Raw genomic sequence first — 17997 nt, 5'->3', positions numbered from 1 at the left:
GCGGGAACGTCCGGCTGATCGATACCCACACCGCATGTTCTCCTGGATGGACCTCAAGACCCACGACGTCCCCGCCACCGCCGAGTTCTTCGCCGCAGCCCTGGGCTGGGAGTTCCTGACGGACGAGACCGACTGGCGCAGGACCACCACGATCACGGTCGACGGCCACCTGATCGGCGGGGTGAGCGACCTCTCGAACCCGTTCTACCCGCCGGGCACACCCCCGCACATCGCCCTCTACCTGGAGGCGGAAGACGCGGACCGCCGCACGGAACTGGCCGTTTCCCTCGGCGCGCGCCTGGTCGTCCCGCCTTTCGACGCGGGCCCTCTGGGGCGCGTCGCGACGTTGGTCGATCCGTTCGGCGCCGCCTTCTCCCTGTGGGAGCGCAAGGGGTTCGAAGGGTGGACGTTCCCGCACACCGTGCTCAACGCCCCTCAGCGCGTGGTCCTGGCCTGCGCCAAGCCCGAGGACGCCTGCGACTTCTACGAGCAGACCACCGGTCGGCCCCTGTTCAACGCGGAGTTCCGGCAGGCCGGCACACCCCCGGTGTGGGAACCGGCGATCAAGATCGGTGACGGCACCGAAGTCCAGCGCCTGACCAGCCCCGAAGGACTGAGCGTCCTGCTCTACGGCTGAGTGGGCGCGAGCGAAGGGGTCGAAGCCTCAGAAGAGTTCTTGCGTTCCTTCTTCTTCTCCTTCTTCGTCTTCGTCGGCTCGCCCGTCCCCTCCGCCTCCGTCGTCTCCACCGACGCCGACGACTCCGCCCCGGCCCCGGGCTGCGGCGCACCGGGCACGCCCGGCGCCTCCCCGGTCTCCGACCCGTCCGCGGTCTGCACCACGGTCACCGTCGACGGCGTCACCGTCACGACGTGCGTGCGCGCGTCCGGCACCACGGGCCGGTCCGCGGCCGGCGCCTCGGACCCGCCGGAGAAGTTCGCCACCACCACGGCCACGGCGGTCGCCGCCACCGCGGCCGCCGCGATCGCCAAGCGCTTGCCCCGCCGGGACCGAGGCTCAGGTACGAGAGGCGCCGCAGGCACTGCGGGCTCGGCGACGGGCGCGTCCACCAGCAACGCCGGCAGCCCGCGGCTGGCCTCGAAGGCGGCGCTAAGCGAGCGGGCGCACTGGGCAGCCGTGGGACGGGCCGCCGGGTCCATGTCCGTCATCGCCGACAGCAACGACGACCACGCCAGCGGCAGGTCGATGGGGATGCGCGGAGAGCGGGCCAGCCGGGCGAGTGCCGCCTCGGCGTCGCCGCCGGGGTACTCGCTCCGCCCGGTAAGGCACTCCAGCAGCACCAGCCCGAGCGAGTACACGTCGGCCGCGGGGCCCACCTCGGTGCCTCGCACCTGTTCCGGCGACAGGTAGCCGGCGGTGCCGACCAGCACGCCGGAGGTGGTCACGCGCGTGACCTCGGCTACCAGGGCGAGGCCGAAGTCCGCCAGGTAGGCCTGCTTCTCCTCGTCGTCGATCAGGATGTTCGACGGCTTGATGTCGCGGTGCACGACGCCGAGCCCGTGCACGTGGTCCAGCACCGAGGCGATCTGCCCGCCGATGAGCGCCACGAATCGCGGCGGCAGGGGTTCGCGCATGCGCTGGCGCAGGGTGCCGCCGGGGATCTCGCGCATCACGTAGTACGGGCGGCGCGAGACGGAACCCGAGGCGTAGACCGGGATGATGCCGGGGCAGTCCAGCGCGGACAGCATCGACGCCTCGCGTTGCAGGCGCAGCTCGTCGTCGGGCAGGCCGGGGCCGGTGAAGATCTTCACGGCGACCGAGGACTCGGACGATCTGTCGTACGCGCGGTACACCTCGGCCATGCCACCTGAGCCGAGCAGTGAGCCGATCACGTAGCGGTCGTCGACCACTTCGCCCGTCAGGTCACCGTCCCAGCGCTCGCTCATGGGCCTCCGCTCCGTCGCGCAGCAGCAAAACTAACGGGTCGCCTGGAATTCGTGCCACCCGGCCGTACCTGACGATCACACGACGATCAGTCCGGCTTCGATCTCCCGGACGACCGCCTCGTCGCGTTCGAGCTGGTCAACGTCCGACGTGGCCAGCACTACCGATCCCAACGACGTCCACAGGTCATCGGTACGGGGAACCGTGGAACCTTCCCGATACGGCAGCGCATCACTCTGGTAACTCGGCAAAAGTGAGGACAGCTCGTCAAAACGAACCGAGTTGCCGAGCTCTCCGGCGGCGGGCGACGACAGGTACACCGACTTCACGTGCTGGCGTTGCAGGTACCGGCCGACCTGGGCGACGCCGTCGACGCGGTGCGCCACCATCCGGGTGATCTGGCTCTCGCCGGTGCCGAGCAGGGTGAGTTCCTGTTGCGACGCACCGGCGAGGCGCGCGCCGATCTCGATCAGCCGCGGTCCTCCGGCGGTCATCATCACCTCGACGTGCGCGGGGCCGTTGCGCACGCCCGTCGCTTCGAGCACCCGGCGGACGTAGGTGAACAGCACCTCGACGACCGGGTCCGCAGCCGGCACGAGCGTGTTCGACAGGTAGATGCCGAGCCGGTCGCCGCGGCGCTCCTTCTCGTAGCGCCACACCGAGACCAGTCCGTGCTGCCCGTCGACCGAGTACGTGTCGACCTCGTACTCGGTGCCCACCGCGAGTTCCTGCACGAGCACCTTGTCGTTGCGGAGGTCGAGCTTGTTAACGCAGCCGAGGATCCGGTGGAACTTCTCCCGCCAGTCGTCGCCGGGCATCGCCACGAACACGTCGTCGGTCCCGCCGCTGCACTGCGGCTTCAGCACGATCGGCGCGTTCTCCAGTCCTTCGTGCTTCAGCCAGCAGGCGACCTCGTCCGCGTTGTCGGAGCTGATCTGCCGCAGGTGCGGCACCTCGGCGGTGCGCAGCGCCACGGCCATCTGCCACTTGTCGCGGCGCGCGGACGAGAGCGTCAGCACGTTCGACCGGCCGGGCGCGATCAGTTCCGACAACGCCTCGGCGGCCTCGACACCGGTCTCGGTGCCGGGCACGACGGCGATCGGGTCGCGCACCGCGAGCTTCGCGGCGAGCTCGTCCAGGTCGTGCAGCACGTGGATCTCGCTGAAGTCGTCCGGGGCCCAGGTGAGCCCGCGCGGAGGCTTCTCCGTCGTCAGCACGGCGATCGCCTCGACGCCCCGTTGCCGGAACGCGGGTGCGATGCCTCGGCCGGCCGAATACGGGTCCACGACCACGATGCTGCTCACGCTTGCTCCTACCGTTGGCTCCCCTGACGAACGAGGAGGACAACAGCCGCGCCGCGAGCAGGCATTCCTGTCTCGATTGGGTCGAGACGACCATCACTCGAACCGCAACTTCTCCCGGACAGGAGCTGTCACCAGACAGCCAGAGGTCGCCCGCCACACCCGGCCGAGCCGCACGCCGAGGTCCGCGCCGCCGCTCAGGGCCTGCGCCACGAACTGCAACCCGAGCAGCTCGGCCACGATCTGCTCCGCCGCGTGCCGCACGTTCACCTCCGGCCGCAGCTCACCGCGGTCGCGCGCCAGCGACAGCAGGTCGCGCACGACGGTGACCCAGCCGATCACCTGCGCGGCCGCCGCGACGTCGAAGAACACCGCCTCCCGCAACAGCTTCGCGCTCACCCGCACGGTCAGGTCGGTCTCCAGCCTGCGCACGAACTCGAACGACATCGAGATCAACGCCTGGATCGCCGACGGCTCGACGGCCAGCACCTCGTCGCGCAACCGGTGCCACAGCAGCGACTGCTCCTCGATGATCGCGACGCCGAGCGCCTCCTTGGAGCGGAAATGGCAATACAGCGCGCCTTTCGACACATCCGCACGCGCGCACACGGCCGTGAGACTGGAACCCGTGAACCCGTCGCGGTCGAACACCTCCGCCGCGGCGCGAAGCAGGCGAGTCCTGGTGTGCGCCGCTCTCTCCCGTTGCGCGCTCATCCCCCGGTCCGCGCGAGACCGGTCGCGACGGCGGCGGCCAGCGTGTCCGGCAGGTGCCGGTACTGCTCGATCTCGCCGAGGTGCACGGACAGCACGGTGGTGAAGCGCGTCTCCACGGTCTCGCCGGTGGCCTGGACCCGCCAGCGCGCCGAGCCGATCACGGCCGCGTCGCCCCCGTCGACGATCACCTGGCGCGCGGAGAGCTGCTCCAGGCCGTAGGTGGCGAACAGGGTCAGGAACTGGGCCTCGACCTCACGCCGGCTGCGCGTGCCGAACGCCCACCGGGCGCCGTTCGGATCGGGGGACTCCCATTCCACGGCCGGTGCGCACAGCCGCGCGATGCCGGATGCGTCCTGTGCCGCGAGACGGGCCAGGAACACCTGCACCACTTCGACCGTCGAGAGCATTTCCCCACACTAACAAGTGTCTCAAAAAGTGGGCACGCACACCCCATTGGACCAGTTGTGTTTCCTCCGAACAACCGATCAAGTCATTACATCGGTGACTGAACTTTCAACGACCGCCGGTATCACCGCAATGCACGGCCCGAACTCGCGTACTTTGCGGCACTGTGGGCGTAGTCCCCCCGTCATCTCGTCGAAACGGAGCAGAACCGTGCTCAAGGCAGTCCCCCAGGCCCACGAGCACCTGGCCACCAGGCCCATCACCGACCTGATTCCCCAGGCACGGCGGGCGCAGGGCCTCACGCAGCGCGAACTCGCCGACCTGTTGTGCGAGATCTCACAAAACGACAGCGTCACTCGTGAAGAAGTGTCGAGGTGGGAACGCGGCAAACGCATTCCGGGCCCCTACTGGCGCGCCTGGATCAGTGCGGCGCTCGACGTGCCGCACGCCGAGGTCGACCGAGCGGCGGTCGCCGAACGGCAATACCGGAGGACCAGGACGGAAGTCCGCACCCTCCACCGGGTGAATACTTTGTGATGCCCGGCGGGCCGCCGCGAGAATTGTCCTGAATTCACTTTCGGCAAGCTCAGGTGGTATTGCGCCGGTCGCCGTCGAGCGCGACCGGCGAAACCTCGGAGGGCCGAGCGCTTCCACGAACCCCGGCTTCGCGCACCCGTTGACGCGGAGCCGGACACCGGTGTAGACATCGGTTGAAAAGGTTTACACATCCTTCTCGTCGCCGCCGCCGCTCGCAGTCGTACACCGCATGCGCGCGAAAGGACGGCCGATGGAGACCACCCGCCGCGACTTCCTCAAGGTCGCGGGCACCACCGCAGGCGTCACGATCCTCGGCGGCTCGCTGCCCGCCGCGGCCGAAGCGCCGGACGCCGCACCGTGGGACCAGGTTCCGCAGATCCTCGCCCGGATCGTCCCGCCCACGTTCCCGCCCGCCAGGTTCGACATCACGGCCTACGGCGCCAAGGGCGACGGCAAGACCAAGAACACCGAGGCGTTCAAGAAGGCGATCGAGGCCTGCAACGCCGCAGGTGGCGGGCACGTCGTCGTCCCGAAGGGCACCTTCCTGACCGGCGCGGTCACCCTGCTGAGCAACGTCAACCTCGTCGTCTCGCAGGACGCGACCATCAGGTTCTCCACCGACCCCAGGGACTACCCGCTGGTCTACACGCGGTGGCAGGGCATCGAGTGCATGAACTTCTCGTCGTTCATCTACGCCCGCAAGGCCGAGAACGTGGCGATCACCGGACCCGGCCTGATCGACGGCCAGGGCCCGTCCGGCCCCTGGTTCGACTACGACGGCAAGCGCCAGCCGGACTGGGAGAGGCTGCAGAAGCTGGCCGTCGACAACGTGCCCGTCGCGGACCGGAAATTCGGCATGGGCCACTACCTCAAGCCGAACATGATCACGCTCTACGAGTGCCGCAACGTCCTCGTCGAGGGCGTGCGGCTGCGCAACTCCGCCATGTGGAACGTGCATCCCGTGCTGTGCACCAACGTCACGGTCCGCGACGTCTTCGTGCACAGCCGCGGCGGCATGGTCGACGGCTGCGACCCCGAGTCGTCGCAGTACGTGCACATCACCGGCTGCCGGTTCGACTGCGGCGACGACGGCATCGCGATCAAGGCGGGCCGGGACGCCGACGGGCGCCGGGTGGGCGTCCCGAGCGAGAACATCGTGATCGAGAACTGCTCGTTCGAGGGCCGCTGGGGCGCGCTCACGGTCGGCAGCGAGATGTCCGGCGGCGTGCGCAACGTCTTCTTCCAGGACTGCACGGTGAAGAAGGGCTCGTCCTACAAACCGTTCCACGTCCTGTACGTCAAGACGAACAAGCGGCGCGGCGGCACCGTCGAGAACATCCACGCCCGCCGCATCAGGGCCACCGACGTCGACCGCGAGGCGATCATGGTGACGCTCAACTACAGCCTCACCGGCCCCGGCTTCGGCCCGATCGTGAACCCCAGGGTGCAGAACATCACCGCCGAGGGCTTCACCGTCACCGGCGTCCAGAAGACCGCGGTCACCCTGGACGGCCTGGCCGAGTCGCACATCCGCGGCGTCACCGTCTCCGACAGCACCTTCACGAACGTGACCACGGCGAAGCCGAGCATCAAGAACGCGGACGGCACCACGTTCACCGACGTGACCATCAACGGCAAGAAGGTCTGAGCCGATGTCCTTGTCTCGTCGTGACTTCGCGCGTGTGTCGGGCCTGACCGCCGCCGGCCTGCTGGTCCCCACCGGCGTCGCGGAGGCCGCCGGGGACCCGTGGCGCGAGGTGCCGCTCATCCTCGCGAGGATCTGCCCACCGCGGTTCCGGAAGAAGGACTACGACGTCACCGCGTTCGGCGCGAAAGGCGACGGCGTCACCAAGAACACCGAGGCGTTCCAGCGCGCGATCACGGCGTGCCACCGCGCCGGCGGCGGCCGAGTCGTGGTCCCGCAAGGCACCTTCCTCACCGGCGGCATCCGGCTGCTGTCCGATGTGGACCTGCACGTCACCGCGAACGCCACCATCAGGTTCTCCACCGACCCCGAGGACTACCTGCCGCTCGTGCTCACCCGCTGGGAGGGCACGCTCTGCTACAACTACCAGCCGTTCATCTACGCGTTCGAGCAGCGGAACATCGCCATCACCGGTCGCGGCACGATCGACGGCGACGCGCCCAGCGGCCGGTGGGCGAGCTGGGGCGCGGGCTCCACGGCGTTGCTGCGCCAGTGGGGCGAGGACGGCGTCCCGGTCGAGCAGCGGATCATGGGGCCGGGCAGGAACATGCGGCCCAACCTGATCCAGTTCTTCCGGTGCCGGAACCTGCTGGTCGAGGACGTGCTGATCAAGAACCCGGCGATGTGGTCGCTGCACTTCGTGTTCTCGCGCAACATCACCGTGCGCCGGGTCGAGATCTGTTCCACGAACTCGCAGGGTGACGGCGTCGACCTCGACTCGTCGTCCTACGCCCACGTGCACGACTCGAAGTTCGACACCAACGACGACTGCGTCGTGGTGAAGTGCGGCCGGGACGCGGACGGCCGCAGGGTCGGCATCCCGTCCACGCACGTCGTCGTGGAGCGCTGCAAGTTCTCCGGACGCTGGGGCGGGATCACGATCGGCAGCGAGATGTCCGGCGGTGTGCGCAAGGTGTTCTGCCGCGACTGCGAGATCAACGCCCCCGACTACCCCGGCCGCTACCCGATCAAGCACGCGCTCTACGTCAAGACCAACCAGGACCGCGGCGGGGTGATCGACGGCGTGCACCTGCGCAACGTCTTCGGCCGGAACGTCGAACGCGAGGTCCTGTTCGTGTCGATGTACTACCAGAACGGCGGCACGAAGGGCTTCTTCCCGCAGATCGACAACCTCACGATCGACCGCATGCGGATCAACGGCGGCAAGATCGCCGCCACGTTTCGCGGCTTCCCGCAGCAGCACATCCGCAACGTCCAGATCACCAACTCGACGTTCACCGGCATCGCCGAGCCGAACCTGATCGAGCACACCGACGGCCTGGTGTTCCGCAACACCACGATCAACGGGGCGGTGCCGGCATGAGACACCTGCTGACGCTCCTGCTGATCGCCGCCGGGCTGACCGCCGGCGCCCCGATCGCGACGGCAGGGTCCGGCCTGTCCTGGCAGGCCACCACCAGCCCGTTCTCCCTGGACTTCCGGGACGGCAGAACGCTGACCGGCCAGCGCGAGACGTTCTACCGACTCACCGACGGCACCCAGCACTCACTCACGAACGTCGTTGCCCAGAAACGGGTTCCGCACGGCGTGCGGTACGTCGTGGCGACCACCGAGACCGGCCGCACGGCTCAGATCGTCGTCACGCGGACCGGGCGAGGCCTGCGGGTCGGCTGGACCCTGGAGCCGGCGACCGGTGTGGCGCAGGTGTCAGCCAACCTCACCGGCTCGATGGACGAGCACTTCCTCGGCGGCGGCGCCCACACGATGTTCGTCGACCTGCAACGACGTGTGCTGCTCAACAAGGCGGTGTTCGTCGGCGCCTCGACGTTCGGCAAGTGCAACAAGAACGGCGCACCATCGACGTTCTTCCTGTCCAGCAACGGCTACGGCGTCTACGCCGACACGAAGGCCATCGGCCGCACGGCGTTCCCCGGCGCACTCGCCGACGACCACTGCGCCGACAAGCCCGCGCCGTGCCCGGTGACGTTCGGCGTGCCGGACCGGATCCAGTTGTGCTTCAAGACATCCCGGCTCGACTACGAGGTCTACGCGGGCACGCCGGAGCAGGTCAACCGCGCCTACTTCCAGCGCGTCGGCACGCCAGCCCTGCCTCCCGCCCGCCAGTTCGCGCTGACGAAGTGGCGGGACAAGTACAACCACTCCGACGAGGTGGTCGAGGACGTCACGCAGTTCCAGGCGCGCGGTGTTCCGCTCGACACGCTCTGGGTCGACAACCCGTGGGAACAGGGCCCTGAAGGCGCGCGGCCGACGTACGCGTGCATCGGCGCGCTGAAGTTCGACAAGACCATGTACCCCAACGCACAGGGCACGATCGACTGGATGCGGTCCCGTGGCGTGAATATGGGTGTGTGGGTGGCGCCGTTCCTGAACAAGACCTCGGACGGCAGGACGTGCCCGCACGACTACCCCGAGGGGTCGTTCGCGCAGTCCGACCGCACGAACGTGTGGGACCTCGACCTCACGAACCCGGTGGCCCGCGCCCACTACGAGGCACGGCTCGAAGCCGTCTTCCGGATGGGCGTGACCTTCGTGAAGGGCGACCGGGGCGAGGAGCACAACTTCGAGGAGACGACGTTCGCGGACGGCCCCGGCACGCTGATCCACAACCGGTATCCGTTGCTGTACGCGGAATCCGTGGTGAAGACGCTGCGGAAGGTGCACGGCGACGACTACACGACGTTGTTCCGCGCGGGCGGCGACGGGATGCCGGGGATCCTGCACGGGTTCTGGCAGGCCGACGCGGACATGAGCTTCGACGGGCTGCGGCTCACCACCCGGCGCGGCCTCAACTCGTGGATCTCCGGCCACCCCGTGCACGGCTCGGACATCGGCGGCTACCGCAACCTCGGCGGCGGCCCGTCGGAGTCGCTGTTCGTGCGGTGGGCGCAGCAGTCGGCGGTGACGCCGGTGTTCCAGGTCGGCAGCTCCGGCCGCAACGCGACGCCGTGGGTGTACGACGCGGCGACGTTCGAGCGGTTCCGGCGCGCCGCCGTACTGCACTACGAACTGTTCCCCTACCTGTACGCGCAGGCCGTGCGGGCTTCTCGCGACGGAACGCCGATCACGCAACCGATGGCGTTCCGGTACCCCGGCGAGGAGGCCGCGTGGCGGGCCGACCAGCAGTTCATGGTCGGACCGGACCTGCTGGCGGCGCCGGTGACGGCCGATCGGGCGGAGACCGACGGCGCGGCGGGCAGGGCCACGCCGGTCGACGTGTGGCTGCCGCGCGGTGAGTGGATCGACCTGTTCTCCGGCGAGCGGGTGACCGGTGGACGGATCGTGACGCGGGAATCCACTTTGGACGAGTTCCCGCTCTACCTCCGCGCGTCGGCGGCCATCCCGTTCCACTTCCGCACGCCGGACGTGTGGGCGAACCCGTGGGGCGTGAACGACCTCGACCGCACCGACCGGGCGGGCTGGCTGGTGTCGCCCTCCGCCCAAGGCCGGTTCGGAAAGCTCCAGGTCGACTCGTTCGGCAAGCACCTCCTCGTGACGTTGCGGGGCGCGCCGGCCGAGTCGCAGCTGATGGTGCCCGCGGACGTGCGGCGGGTCGTGATCGACGGGCAGCCCGTGCGTTCCTCGTCGCTCGAGGAGCTGCGGGGCAGGACGACGGGCTGGGCGGCGGCCTCCTCGACGCCCGGCACGGTCGGTGGCACGGTGCTGAAGCTCCACGGCTCCGGCACCGTGCTGCTCACCCTGCGGTGAAGTGGGCCTCGACGTCGGTCACGAACCGGGCGAGCAGCCGGCCGAACGCCGCCTTGTCCTCGTCCGGCCAGTCGGCGAGGGCCTCGGCGAACCAGCCGAAGACGGCTTCGAGGTAGCGCCCGGCCGCCGCGTCACCCGACTCCGCGAGCTCGACCAGCCGGGCGCGCTGGTCGTCGGGGTCGGTGACGCGGCGGACCAGACCGGCGCGTTCCAGGTCGTGCAGGTGCCGCGTGACGTGCGGGCCGACGACCTGCATGCGCGTCGCGATCTCCCCCACCCGCAGCGGCCGCCCTGCCAGGCGCAGTGTGATGAGCACCGTCAGACCTGGCCGGTCGAGCGGGATCCCGACGTGGTCCATCGCCCGTTCGACCAGGTGACTGCGGTTGAGCACGGTGCCCAGCCGCATCAGGTGCGGCAGCATCTCCGCGGGGTTTAGGGCATCGCCCATCGACTTACCTACCTAACTTAGGTATATGCTCGCGCCGGACAGAGAAGGATACCTAAGTTAGCTACTTGGAGCCTGTCATGACCTCAGTTCTGATCTCCGGCGCCAGCATCGCAGGTCCCGCACTCGCGTTCTGGCTGGCCAGGCGCGGTGTCGACGTCACCGTCGTGGAGAAGTCGCACACCCTGCGCGGCGGCGGCTACCCGATCGACATCCGCGGGACGGCGCTGGGCGTGGTCGACCGGATGGGCCTGCTCCCCCGCCTCCGGGAGGCGCACGTCGACACGCGGCGGATCACGTTCCTCAACGCCGACGGCAGCACCGTCGCGTCGATCAGGCCGGACGCGATCGCCGGTGGCGACGGCAGCGACCTCGAGGTGCGGCGAGGCGACCTGGCCGAGATCCTCCACGACACCGTGCGCGACGACGTGGAGTTCTTGTTCGACAACAGCATCGTCGCCTTGCACGAGCATCCGGGCGGTGTGGACGTGACGTTCCGCAGCGGCCTCCAGCGCACCTACGACCGCGTCATCGGCGCCGACGGGCTGCACTCGACCGTGCGCTCGCTCGTGTTCGGCGCGGAGGAGCAGTTCCACCGCTACCTCGGCTACTGCTTCGCCGGGTTCACGCTGCCCAACCACCTCGGGCTGCGCCAGGAGGCGGTGATGTGGAACGAACCTGGGCGCGCCGCGGCGTTGTACGCGGTCGGCGCGGGCGAGAGCGTGCACGGCTTCCTGAGCTTCGGGCTCGCCGAGGCGCCGTTCGGGGCGTTCCGCGACCCGGACGCCCAGCGCGACCTCGTCGCGTCGGTGTTCGAGGGTGACGGCTGGGAGGTGCCGGGGCTCGTCAAGGCGATGAACGAGGCCGACGACCTGTTCTTCGACACGGTCAGCCAGATCCGCATGCCGCAGTGGTCGTCCGGCCGGGTCGCGCTGGCCGGCGACGCCGCGCACGCGCCGTCGTTCCTCACCGGGCAGGGTTCCAGTCTCGCCCTGGTCGGCGCCTACGTCCTGGCGGGACACCTGGACGACTTCGCCGCGTACGAACGGGTGATGCGGCCGTTCGTGCTCGCGAACCAGGACCTCGTCGACGTGGGGAACGCCGAGCTGTTCCCCGGTACGGCCGAGGCCTTGGCCGCCCGCAACGAGGCGCTGCGGTCCCGCGAGACGCTGCCGGCCGAGGCTGCCCGCCCCGAGCACTCCGCGCTGACGCTGCCCGACTTCAGCTAGCCGCAAGACAGGTTCTCCACAGGCGCCTCACAGGATTCGACCGCAGTCTGAGTCGCATGACGGACAACCACGACCGCGGCCTCCAGTTCGACCTCGCCACGCTCTTCGGGCGCCGGCGGGCGTTGTCGCTGCTCGGTGGCGCGGGCCTCACGCTCGTGGCCTGCGCCCCGTCGACCACCACGACGAGCACCGGCTCCACCACCACTTCGGCCGCCGCGGGTGCGGCGCTGGAGACGATCCCCGAGGAGACGGCCGGCCCGTACCCCGGCGACGGTTCCAACGGCCCGAACGCGCTGACGCAGAGCGGGATCGTGCGTTCGGACATCAGGTCGAGCTTCGGGTCGTCCACTCGCACGGCCGAGGGCGTGCGGCTGACGATCGACCTCACGGCGCAGAAGGAGGACGGCACGCCGTTCCAGGGCGCCGCGATCTACCTGTGGCACTGCGACATGAACGGCGACTACTCGATGTACTCGGACCGCGTGAAGGACGAGAACTTCCTGCGCGGCGTCCAGGAGGCCGACGCGTCCGGGAAGCTCAAGTTCGTGAGCGTGTTCCCCGGCGCGTACTCGGGCCGCTGGCCGCACATCCACTTCGAGGTCTACCCGAGCCTCGCCGAGGCCACCAAGGCCGGCAACAAGGTCATCACCTCGCAGCTCGCGCTGCCCGAGACGACGTGCAAGGAGGTCTACGGCACGACCGGGTACACGCAGAGCGTCCGGAACATGTCGCGGACGTCGTTGCAGCAGGACATGGTGTTCCGCGACGGCACCGACGAGCAGATGGCGTCGATGTCCGGCGACGTCGCGTCCGGCTACACGGCCTCACTGACCTTCGCGGTGCAGGGCTAGCCACAGCTCCGCGCGCAGACCGGGCGAGTCGAGGGTCCGTCCCAGAGCGAGTTCGGCCTTGCGGACCCGGTTCCTGAGGGTGTGGCGGTGGATCGCGAGCTCCGTCGCGGCGGGGTCCCAGGCGCCGTGATGACCCAGCCAGACCCGCAGCGTCGCGCGGGTCTCCTCGTCCAACGGCCTGAGCAACGCCTCCGCGAACCCCTCCGGCACCTCCAGGCTGCCGGCGAGGTCCTCGAACCGGCGCACACCGGCCTTCTTCGCCTGCCGGGCCTCGCGGTAGCCGCGGGCGACCTCGGTGCGGTCCACTTCGGACGATGCGAAGCCGTCGGATTCGTTCGCGAGCACGACGATCCGGCCGTCGTGCTCAGCCCAGAAGCCGTCGTCCGGCGGGTCGTCGGTGAGGAAGACGCGGAACCGTTCGGGCAGGCCGTCGACTCCGATTCCGTTGAGCAGCAGGCGGAACTGGCCGGTCCTGAGCTCGCGGTAAGCGGCGTCGACGGCGTCGTTCTGGGCGAGGGCGAGGGTCAGCAGGGACGCGGCCGTGTTGACGATGTTGAGGTCGGCGTCGAGCGGCTCGGTCGTGCCGACGGCGAGGACTCCCCTGGCCCGGCTGCCGAGGGCCTGGAGGAAGACCTGCCGGCCGTCCGTCTCGAACGCCGCGCTGGCGAGCCCGCCGCCCAGACGGGCGAGCTCCTCACGCAGTTCCGGTACCAGGCGGGCGTTGTGGCTGTGCACGGGTTCTCCCGCCGCGTCCAGCAGCACCACCCAGCCGTTGATCCACTGCCCGAGCCGCCGCACCACGCCCGCGACCCCGCCCCGCACCGCGGCCCTGGTCAACGCCCGCTGCGCCTCGCTCGTCCGCGTCAGCGCCGCGTACTCGTCCGCCGCCAGCGCCTTCGACACCGCCTTGCTGATCGCGATGAACGGCACCTCGCGCGGCACCTCGACCAGCCCCAGCCCGGCCTCCCCCGCCTGCCGCACCAGGTCCGGCGGCACCACGTCGTGGCCCAGCCCGGTGCCGAACCCGAGTCCGACGACCCCGGCCCGCACCAGCCGGTCGACATAACCGGGCGTCAACGCGTTCAGCCCCGTCGTCAGCAGCAGTTCGCCGCCCTCCAGGAACGGCGTCGGGTCCGCGAGCTCGGTGCCGTGCACCCAGCCGACCGGCCGGGACACGTCCCCGGCCAGCACCGGCAGCCCCAGCGAGCGGGCGAGGTCGTGCAACGAGATCGGCATGTGCCACTTTGTACATCCGTTGCTCGAAAGATCGCCATTTCAGGCACTGCGCACCGCTCTGACCAGGGGCATGCTGGGGGACATGACCCGACTGCGCACCGCCATCCCCGGCCCGAAGTCGCTGGAGCTCCAGGAGCGGCGCAAGGGCGCCGTTGCCGCCGGCGTCGGTTCCGGACTGCCCGTCTACATCGACTCCGCCGACGACGGCCTGCTGATCGACGTCGACGGCAACCAGCTCATCGACCTGGGTTCCGGCATCGCCGTCACCGGCGTGGGCAACCCCGCGCCCGCCGTCGCCGAGGCGGTGCACGCGCAGATCGACAGGTTCAGCCACACCTGCTTCATGGTCACGCCGTACGACAGCTACGTCGAGGTGTGCGAGCAGCTCAACGAACTGACGCCGGGTGATCACGAGAAGCGGTCGGTGCTGTTCAACTCGGGCGCGGAGGCCGTCGAGAACGCCGTCAAGATCGCGCGGCACGTCACCGGCAGGCAGGCCGTCGTGGTGTTCGACCACGGCTACCACGGCCGCACGAACCTCACGATGGCGTTGACCGCCAAGAACATGCCGTACAAGCACCGGTTCGGCCCGTTCGCGCCCGAGGTGTACCGGGTGCCGGGCTCGTACCCGCTGCACGACGGGCTCAGCGGGCCCGAGGCCGCGGCGCGGGCGATCGCGGCGATCGAGAAGCAGGTCGGCGCGGACAACACCGCCGCCGTCGTGATCGAGCCGATCCAGGGCGAGGGCGGCTTCATCGAACCGGCCCCCGGCTTCCTGCCCGCACTCGCGCGGTGGTGCCGGGAGCGGGGCGTGCTGTTCGTCGCCGACGAGATCCAGACCGGTTTCTGCCGCACCGGGGCGTGGTTCGCGCTCGACCACGAGGGCGTGGTGCCGGACCTGATCACCACCGCCAAGGGCATCGCGGGCGGGCTGCCGCTCGCCGCGGTCACCGGGCGTGCGGAGATCATGGACGCCGTGCACGTCGGGGGGCTCGGCGGCACGTACGGCGGCAACCCGGTGGCGTGCGCCGCGGCGCTCGGCTCGTTCCGGACGATGCGCGACCGCGACCTCAACGCCGCCGCCCAGCGCATCGGCGAGACCGCGCTGGCCCGGCTGCGGGCGGTCGCGGAGAAGACCGACGTCATCGCGGACATCCGCGGCCGTGGCGCGATGATCGCCGTCGAGTTCACCGAACGCACGCCCGATGTCGCCGCACGGGTCGCCAAGGCGTGCCACGACCAGGGCGTCGTCGTGCTGACGTGCGGCACGTACGGCAACGTGATCCGTCTGCTGCCCCCGCTGGTCATCCCCGACGACCTGCTCGCCGAAGGTCTCGACGTGCTCGAAGGAGCGTTGCTCGCATGATCCCCTTCCACACCTCTGCCGACGTCGAGGCCGCCGTCGCTCGCGCGGCCGCCGTCGCTCCCGAACTGGCCGCCCTGCCGGCACACCGCCGCGCGTCGGCGCTGGACCACGTGTCGCGGCGGCTGGCCGAACGGGCCGAGGAGTTCGCCGCCGCCATCAACGCCGACTCGGGCAAGCCGCTGAAGTGGGCGCGGATCGAGGTGACCCGCGCGATCTCCACGTTCCGCTGGGCCGCCGAGGAGGCGCGCCGGTTCTCCGGCGAGCTGCAGCGCCTCGACACCGACCCGTCCGCCGAGGGCCGTCTCGCGCTGGTGCGGCGGGTGCCGCGCGGTCCGGTGCTGGGCATTGCGCCGTTCAACTTCCCGCTGAACCTGGTGGCGCACAAGGTCGCGCCGTCGATCGCGGTGGGCGCGCCGATCGTGCTGAAGCCCGCGCCGTCCACGCCGGCGGTCGCGTTCCTGCTGGGCGAGGTGCTGGCGGAGACCGACCTGCCGGACGGGGCGTTCTCGATCCTGCACCTGTCCAATGAGGACACCGCGCGGCTGGTCGAGGACCCGCGGCTGCCGGTGGTGTCGTTCACCGGCTCCGGCCCGGTCGGCTGGGGCATCAAGGAACGCGTGCCGCGCAAGCACGTCACGCTGGAGCTCGGCGGCAACGCGGCGGCCATCGTCGCTCCCGACTGGCCGGACCTCGACTTCGCGGCGCAGCGCATCGCCACGTTCGCGATGTACCAGGCGGGGCAGTCGTGCATCTCGGTGCAGCGGGTGTTCGTGCACACCGACGTGTACGACGCGGTCGCCGAAGCCGTGGTGGCGCACGTGCAGAAGCTCGACGTGGCGGGCGACGTCGGTCCGTTGATCAACGACGCGGCCGCGGACCGGGTCGCGGCCTGGGTCGAAGAGGCAGCCGCGACGGTGCTGACGGGCGGAACCCGGGACGGCCGGACGTACGCGCCGACCGTGCTGACGGACGTTCCGGAGGACTCGAAGGTCAACGTCGAGGAGGTGTTCGGGCCCGTCGTGACGCTGACGCGGGTCGCGAGCGTCGAGGAGGCGTTCGACCGGGTCAACTCGTCCCGGTACGGGCTGCAGGCCGGTCTGTTCACCACGGACGTGCGGCTGGCTTTCCGCGCCGCGCAACGACTTCAGGTCGGTGGCGTGATCGTCGGCGACGTGCCGTCGTACCGCGCGGACCAGATGCCGTACGGCGGGGTGAAGGAGTCCGGGATCGGCCGTGAGGGACTGCGGGCGGCGATGGACGACCTGACCGAGCAGCGGGTGCTGGTGCTGACCGGTCTCGATCTCTGATCATTCATCGGACGAATGGGTCGCTCTTGACCTTGACTGCGATGATTTGCGAGTGGCCGTCACGATCAGGGATGTCGCTCGCCAGGCACAGGTCTCCGTCTCGACCGTCTCGCGCGCGCTGAGTGCGCCGGGACTCGTCAAGGAGACCACCCGGCAACGGGTTCTGGACGTGGTCGCGGGGCTCGGCTACCAGCCGAACCGCGCGGCCCGCAGCCTGATCACCGGCCGCACCGGCAACCTCGGCATCGTGGTGCCCGACCTGACCAACCCGTTCTTCCCGTCGATCCTGCGCGGGGTGCAGACGAGGGCGGGCGAGGCGGGCACCTCGGTGTTCTTCTGCGACAGCCGGGAGGACCCGCGGACCGAGGCCGAACTGGTGCGCACGATGGCGTCCCAGGTGGACGGCGTGGTGCTGTGCGCGTCACTGCTGTCCGACGAGCAGGTCGTGGAGCTCGCGGAGCTGACGCCGCTGGTGCTGATCAACCGCCTGGTGCCGGGTGTCTCGTCGGTGCTGATGGACAGCGCCAACGGCATGGAGCAGGTCGTCACGCACGTGGAGTCGTTGGGACACAAGGACTACGTGTACCTGGGCGGTCCGTCCGCGGCGTGGTCGAACAACCGCCGCATGCAGGGCCTGCGTGGCCGTGCGCACGTGCTCGGCTCGTTCGAACCCAACTTCAACGGCGGCTACGCGGCGGCGGAGCAGGCGCTGCGGACCGACGCGACGGCGTTCATCTGCTACAACGACCTGATCGCGCTGGGCGTGCTCGCGTACCTCGCGGAGCACGGCGTGCGCGTGCCGGAACAGATCAGCGTGACCGGGTTCGACGACATCCTCTACGCGACGATGTGCTCACCCGCGCTGACGACCGTGCACATGCCGACGGAGTCCGCCGGCGAGGTCGCCGTGGATCTTCTCGCCACCCTGCTCGACGGCGGCCCGGTGGAGCACCGGGAACTCCCGACGAAGCTCGTGGTTCGCGCCAGCACGGCAGCTTGGACGCATTCCTCGTCCTGACCGAACAACGGGCGCGCTAAGCCGCTCCGGCCGTGAGGGAGTCGCTTCGGGTGACTCCCTCACGCGGCCAGTCGAGCAGCACTTCCGAACGATCTCTAGTCGTAGCCCCGAACGTGGCCGTCCTCGTCGGCGAGAATTTCGTAGCCATCCATGCCAAGCTCCTTCCGTGGTGTTCGACATCACAAACCATAGAACCTCGACCGCGTCCTGTGGAGTGAATTTGCACCGCAACCGGGGTAGCCATCCGTAACCCAAGGGGGTCATAGGGGGTATCGCAACCGCGTTACACCACC

At 69.8% G+C, this 17997-nt stretch carries 16 protein-coding genes; 10 read left to right on the top strand and 6 right to left on the bottom strand.

Going from position 1 to position 17997, the window contains the following annotated elements:
* The first annotated feature begins 34 nt into the window (after positions 1-34).
* A complete protein-coding gene (locus ACFWNN_RS31560) occupies positions 35-637 on the top strand; it encodes a VOC family protein (RefSeq protein ID WP_382443580.1) in 603 nt (200 codons plus the stop codon).
* Here the strand turns inward: ACFWNN_RS31560 and ACFWNN_RS31555 are convergent.
* The 4 genes from ACFWNN_RS31555 to ACFWNN_RS31540 form a co-directional block, all read right to left on the bottom strand.
* A complete protein-coding gene (locus tag ACFWNN_RS31555; RefSeq protein WP_382443579.1) occupies positions 628-1905 on the bottom strand; it encodes a serine/threonine-protein kinase in 1278 nt (425 codons plus the stop codon). The genes ACFWNN_RS31560 and ACFWNN_RS31555 overlap by 10 nt on opposite strands.
* A 75-nt stretch (positions 1906-1980) precedes the next feature.
* Entirely contained in the window at positions 1981-3207 is a 1227-nt protein-coding gene (locus ACFWNN_RS31550; protein WP_382443578.1) for an ATP-grasp domain-containing protein, read from the bottom strand.
* A 93-nt stretch (positions 3208-3300) separates the two neighbouring features.
* The gene (locus ACFWNN_RS31545) at positions 3301-3918 is read right to left on the bottom strand and encodes a ScbR family autoregulator-binding transcription factor (protein ID WP_382443577.1); all 618 of its coding nucleotides are present in this window, start codon (positions 3916-3918) and stop codon (positions 3301-3303) included.
* Positions 3915-4325: a nuclear transport factor 2 family protein gene (locus tag ACFWNN_RS31540; RefSeq protein WP_382443576.1), complete on the bottom strand. Its 411-nt coding sequence runs from the start codon at positions 4323-4325 to the stop codon at positions 3915-3917. The genes ACFWNN_RS31545 and ACFWNN_RS31540 overlap by 4 nt, the downstream gene beginning before the upstream one ends.
* A gap of 208 nt (positions 4326-4533) precedes the next feature.
* Here ACFWNN_RS31540 and ACFWNN_RS31535 point away from each other — a divergent pair, with 208 nt between their 5' ends.
* The 4 genes from ACFWNN_RS31535 (at position 4534) to ACFWNN_RS31520 (ending at position 10252) form a co-directional block, all read left to right on the top strand.
* Positions 4534-4860, top strand: a complete 327-nt coding sequence (locus ACFWNN_RS31535; RefSeq protein WP_382443575.1) for a multiprotein-bridging factor 1 family protein — start codon at positions 4534-4536, stop codon at positions 4858-4860.
* A gap of 250 nt (positions 4861-5110) precedes the next feature.
* Entirely contained in the window at positions 5111-6508 is a 1398-nt protein-coding gene (locus tag ACFWNN_RS31530; RefSeq protein WP_382443574.1) for a glycoside hydrolase family 28 protein, read from the top strand.
* A 4-nt stretch (positions 6509-6512) separates the two neighbouring features.
* Positions 6513-7889 (top strand): glycoside hydrolase family 28 protein, encoded by a 1377-nt coding sequence (locus ACFWNN_RS31525; protein WP_382443573.1) that lies wholly within the window; start codon positions 6513-6515, stop codon positions 7887-7889.
* Positions 7886-10252: a TIM-barrel domain-containing protein gene (locus tag ACFWNN_RS31520; RefSeq protein WP_382443572.1), complete on the top strand. Its 2367-nt coding sequence runs from the start codon at positions 7886-7888 to the stop codon at positions 10250-10252. Before ACFWNN_RS31525 ends, ACFWNN_RS31520 begins: the two co-directional genes overlap by 4 nt.
* On the opposite strand, the gene ACFWNN_RS31515 is transcribed toward ACFWNN_RS31520, so the two are convergent.
* Complete coding sequence (locus tag ACFWNN_RS31515; protein ID WP_382443571.1) at positions 10239-10700, bottom strand: MarR family winged helix-turn-helix transcriptional regulator; 462 nt, start codon at positions 10698-10700, stop codon at positions 10239-10241. The genes ACFWNN_RS31520 and ACFWNN_RS31515 overlap by 14 nt on opposite strands.
* Positions 10701-10777: 77 nt before the next feature.
* Between ACFWNN_RS31515 and ACFWNN_RS31510 the strand changes: the two genes are divergently transcribed.
* Together ACFWNN_RS31510 and ACFWNN_RS31505 are read left to right on the top strand one after the other, a co-directional pair.
* Complete coding sequence (locus ACFWNN_RS31510) at positions 10778-11926, top strand: FAD-dependent monooxygenase (RefSeq protein WP_382443570.1); 1149 nt, start codon at positions 10778-10780, stop codon at positions 11924-11926.
* A 56-nt stretch (positions 11927-11982) separates the two neighbouring features.
* Entirely contained in the window at positions 11983-12777 is a 795-nt protein-coding gene (locus ACFWNN_RS31505) for an intradiol ring-cleavage dioxygenase (protein ID WP_382443569.1), read from the top strand.
* Here ACFWNN_RS31505 and ACFWNN_RS31500 read toward each other — a convergent pair.
* Positions 12751-14013: a PucR family transcriptional regulator ligand-binding domain-containing protein gene (locus tag ACFWNN_RS31500; RefSeq protein WP_382443568.1), complete on the bottom strand. Its 1263-nt coding sequence runs from the start codon at positions 14011-14013 to the stop codon at positions 12751-12753. The two genes, ACFWNN_RS31505 and ACFWNN_RS31500, sit on opposite strands and share 27 nt — an antisense overlap.
* An 82-nt stretch (positions 14014-14095) precedes the next feature.
* Between ACFWNN_RS31500 and gabT the strand changes: the two genes are divergently transcribed.
* From gabT to ACFWNN_RS31485, 3 genes are read left to right on the top strand one after another with little or no spacing between them, the layout of a single operon-like run.
* A complete protein-coding gene (gene gabT / locus ACFWNN_RS31495) occupies positions 14096-15379 on the top strand; it encodes a 4-aminobutyrate--2-oxoglutarate transaminase (RefSeq protein ID WP_382443567.1) in 1284 nt (427 codons plus the stop codon).
* Positions 15376-16686, top strand: coding sequence for an aldehyde dehydrogenase family protein (locus ACFWNN_RS31490; RefSeq protein ID WP_382443566.1), 1311 nt, complete (start codon positions 15376-15378; stop codon positions 16684-16686). The genes gabT and ACFWNN_RS31490 overlap by 4 nt, the downstream gene beginning before the upstream one ends.
* Before the next feature lie 52 nt (positions 16687-16738).
* The gene (locus ACFWNN_RS31485) at positions 16739-17704 is read left to right on the top strand and encodes a LacI family DNA-binding transcriptional regulator (RefSeq protein WP_382443565.1); all 966 of its coding nucleotides are present in this window, start codon (positions 16739-16741) and stop codon (positions 17702-17704) included.
* Positions 17705-17997: the final 293 nt, after the last annotated feature.

The organism is Lentzea sp. NPDC058450 (assembly GCF_042721395.1).
Lineage (GTDB): Bacteria > Actinomycetota > Actinomycetes > Mycobacteriales > Pseudonocardiaceae > Lentzea.
This window is presented reverse-complemented; position numbering and strand designations above follow the sequence as displayed.